This is a genomic window from Thermococcus sp. (assembly GCF_027012695.1).
Taxonomy (GTDB): Archaea; Methanobacteriota_B; Thermococci; order Thermococcales; family Thermococcaceae; genus Thermococcus.
In genome coordinates, this window is record NZ_JALUYR010000030.1 from 1 (window position 1) to 4,036 (window position 4,036).

3 protein-coding genes are annotated in these 4,036 nt (G+C 39.9%); 2 read left to right on the top strand and 1 reads right to left on the bottom strand.

What is annotated here, in order from left to right:
* Positions 1 to 1,203: 1,203 nt before the first annotated feature.
* Positions 1,204 to 1,749: a hypothetical protein gene (locus tag MV985_RS01645; RefSeq protein WP_297459426.1), complete on the bottom strand. Its 546-nt coding sequence runs from the start codon at positions 1,747 to 1,749 to the stop codon at positions 1,204 to 1,206.
* A gap of 727 nt (positions 1,750 to 2,476) precedes the next feature.
* On the opposite strand from MV985_RS01645, the gene MV985_RS01650 reads away from it, so the two are divergent.
* Together MV985_RS01650 and MV985_RS01655 are read left to right on the top strand one after the other, a co-directional pair.
* A complete protein-coding gene (locus MV985_RS01650) occupies positions 2,477 to 3,490 on the top strand; it encodes a hypothetical protein (RefSeq protein ID WP_297459433.1) in 1,014 nt (337 codons plus the stop codon).
* Between the two features lie 98 nt (positions 3,491 to 3,588).
* On the top strand, positions 3,589 to 3,873 hold the full coding sequence (locus MV985_RS01655; protein ID WP_297459442.1) for a hypothetical protein: 285 nt from the start codon (positions 3,589 to 3,591) through the stop codon (positions 3,871 to 3,873).
* Positions 3,874 to 4,036 lie beyond the last annotated feature (163 nt).

Below are 4,036 nucleotides of genomic sequence, written 5' to 3' on the forward strand. Positions count from 1 at the left end.
GCGGCCACGCGCGCAGCCAGCTCTAACCGAAGCCCAGGCACGCCCTGGCCTGTGGGTTGGTCTATCTCTGGCCTTTGTTTACTTCTGGTCTGGCCCGCAGTCCTGCGGACCGGACCACACAGGCCGCGCTTTTGCCCTGGCCGCGTTTCTTAAGGAGTTAACCTCTAACCTTTTAAGGTAGGGTGCTAACTGGCCCCGCTCGTGGCCTGCACCCCTACGCTGACCAGCTGCCTGCCTTGGCCAGTTGCCTGTACTGCCCGCGGCCGCACCCCTGGCCAGCATACCCAACTCGGCGGTGCCCCGCGTGGCCTGGCTGCCCCTCTTGGCCGCACTTCTCCGCCCCGACCAGCTGAGACTGCACCCCAGGCCACGCTTCTGGCGTGGCCGTGCCCTTGGCCAAGCAAGGCCATCCTATCCCTTTTAGGTTTCACCAGTACCCCCTACTATTTTCGATAACTTGACATCTATAGTGCCTGAGCGCCAAGGACTATTTCGACTTTTTCCCGATTTCTGCGGATTTTCGGCGGAAATAGAGGTCTATCCAAGCTGGTGTGCCCGCGTGGCCTGCGGCGGCTGTGCCGTGGCCTGCGGCCTGCGGCGGCCGGGTGGTCGCGGTGGGCGGCCGCGGTGCCTGTGGCGGCCGCGTGGCCTGTGTGGGCTTTGCCGTGGCCTACGGCGCTGTGGTGGGCGTGGTTTGTGGCGGCTGCGGCGCGCGTGGCCAGCGTCGGCCGTTTTGCCCTTTGAAAGCCAGGTAAAGAGCTATCAATCCAAGCGCCTTATGCCTTGGCCGGTTTTTTTTGTCGGGTCAACTTTCCAAGGGTAAAGGGGAGAAATCAGGAGGAGTGCTGCTTACGCTTTTGCCCTCTGTAAGCCAGATAAAGAGCTATCAATCCAATAGCCCAAGCTATAAGGGTTATACCAATAATAGCTTTTTCCATTTTTCACTCTTCCCTATCTTTCAATTTCTCACCAGCAACTATTAAAACGCTGCCTAAAAACACTAAACCAACAAAAACCAGACTGCCGAGTCCAAACGATTAAACGATTATAGGTTTTAGGGAATTTTTAGACTCACTTAGAGGTGCTTAGGAAATTTGGAAGCCATTAGGAGGAACAGAGAACCATATCGAAACAACTAAAGATTTATCTGTGAAAACGATTTTAAAAGAGACCTTAAAAGTTATTCTATGCAAAATGAAAGAACTATGAGCGATAATAAAGACCTATAATTCCTTTAATGGTTTTTCTTTCGCCCGTTGGATAAATTACCTCTTCTAACTTATAAAAGGTTTTTCTCGGTAAAAGATACAAGATTGTAAGGCTATTGAATAGCCACATCACAATTACACTGTTTAGAAAAATATAAACCGAAACTATCGGCACAATTTTAAAAGATAGGGTAAAAAAGTATCCTAAGGCTATCAATACCGTTATAGGATTATCAAAGCGTAGTTTAGCGTAAGGGGTAAAATAAAGGTAAAGCAAAAATGCCCCTATCAACACAATCGGTATCCCTTTAATCCCCGCTATGTAGAAAGTCAATACTACCGAAAGTATTGCCGATAGTATCAGATTAAACATTATCAGAGGCTTAACCTCTTCTTTGGATACCTTTCTCACAATTACCTTATTAGCAGTGCTCAACTCTACCAAGTATTTATTCTCTTCCACCTTTTCCGTATCTTTTATCTCCCTTGTCAGAAAAAATAAAAAAATATAGGGAATTCGGTTGAAAAAGAGTTTCTCCATTTCCTTTCCTCTTATTTTCTATTAACACGGAAAGCATTTTAAAAGAGAAAATTGAAGAAAGGATTTGAAGTTAGAATAGACGAGAAGAAATACAGCCAACTTTTTAAGGGCTATTTTTAACCCAAACAGGATAATAACAAATAATTTTATCTTTCTCCTTTTCTTTAACACAAAAATTCATTTTTCGATGTTCCATTAAATTTAAAACCTTGGGGCATTTAAATTTTTTCATTTCTTCAAGCGAGAGTGTAGGACATTCTTCGAAATTAAAGTTAAAAAATTCTGTGTCGGTAGTATTTTAAGTCTTAAAAGCATACGACTTACTCCAAACCCATAGATAAAGAATACCAATTCCAGCAAAATGATAAGACCTATAACTATTGGAGTATATTTGCTTGCCTTTTCTTTCCATTTTTTTATACTCGGAGTATTTTCCTTATTTGAAATAACCTTTTCTTTTAAGAATTCTATAAGTTTTTTATCTTTTAACTCGTAAGCTATTATTTTTCTTTTCCGCTAATACCAACAGATAATATTGCCTGCAAACTTTTACCAGAAAGCTGGAATTTCTTAATACTTTTAATTCATTTTTTATGTCGTCGCATTCTTTAGGGATCCATACCCCTGCCCTATATTATTTTTCCCCTAGAGACTTTGGGAATACTTTAGAAATTAAACCTTAACTTTTCTTCTTTATAAAAAAGAGATAGGTTAACCTTACATTATTATGAGGTGGAAAATTTTAATTCCGAATGCGTTAGAAGAATTTTTCACCAAAGAGGGTTTTAAAGTTCAAAAGGTTTCGGGAATTTTGGACGGGAATGAACTTGAAATCGAAACGGATAAAGGGGATTTCCTTTTGGAATATTCCAAGGGTAGGTGGAATGTATATAGAGTAAAGGGTGAGGGATTGAAAGAGTTAGAAAAGGATAGCGATTTAACGGGTAAATTGAACGAATATTTAAACAATTTAGAAGAGGAGAAAATAAAAGATTTACCCCCAATAGATAAAGAGGCATTAAAAGATTTAGATGTAATTCCCTCTGAAAAATACGACTTAATAGCGGAATGGCTTGAGGCTAAAGGGTTTGACAAGGTTTTGGTGAAAAGATTGCTAACTGCTAAGGAAGAGGGAAAAGAAATTCCTAAAGGCTTGAGGCTATACGGGGATAAAATGTTTGAGGAGTTGAATAGAAATCCGATAGTGAAAGAGGCATTAAACAAAATAGGAATAAAAACGGATTACGAGGGTGAAATTTGGGAGATAAAACCTTATGTATTTGAAGAAGATGTGGAATTGGTAGATATTATAGGAGGCAAATTGGTAGAATACGACTTGGTAGAAGAGAGTTTAGGGAGGTTTAAAGTCCCCGTAATAAAAAGCCCGACAGGGACAATTTTAGATGTAGACCTATCGGTAATACCACGGGAGCAAAACCCCCTTTGGGACTTGTATTTTTCCCACCCTATGGATATTCTAATCGCCCATAACTCAACGGGAGACAAGTTTCTAATTTTCAAATTCGACGATGGAAGAGAACACGAATGGGAGGTTATAGAGGCGAGAAAACCCCAAAACGAGGAAGAAAGAAAGATGATAGAAAAAGCTTGGAAAGAGGCTAATTTCTATAGAATTCTCCACCCCTACAAGGAAATCTTTAGACCAGACTTGGTGAAAAAGAGAGAGGGCAGGGATTTTCCTCTCCCCGATAGCAAAACTAAGGTTTCCTTAGACCCTTAAATATTTGAAAATCTTACCTAAATATGTAGAAATCAATAATGATGTTGAGAGATTTAAAGAATTAAGTGAACTAGAAAAAAAACTAGAATATCTCTATTATGGGGAAATTTGCGGTAGCTATTTGCGACGATTTAAGTCTTAAATTGTTTAAAGTTGAGGCTAAAGACGAATTAGATGCCGTTTTGAAAGTGTTTAAAACCATTTACCACAAAGATTTGGTTAAAGAGATGTCCTCATATAATTATACAAAAGCTTTGGGATTTAACCCAGAAAAACCCGAAGAAACTTTAACTTGGGAAGTTCTTATGGATTATATCCAATTGGAATATCCTCACTATTTAATAGCGGTGAGAAGATGCGAAGGAGGAGTTGATATAAGTTGAAAAAGATTTATTAAAGTTTTTGCATTAACTTAATAATTGCTAATTTAATCAGCTGGCAAAATAGAAAGGCTAATAGAGGGGTCTTTAAGTTCTTTTTCAAGTTTTTTGGAAGTTTTAATAGCAGATATATGGTCTTTAAAATCGGGAGATACAACTTCTACTA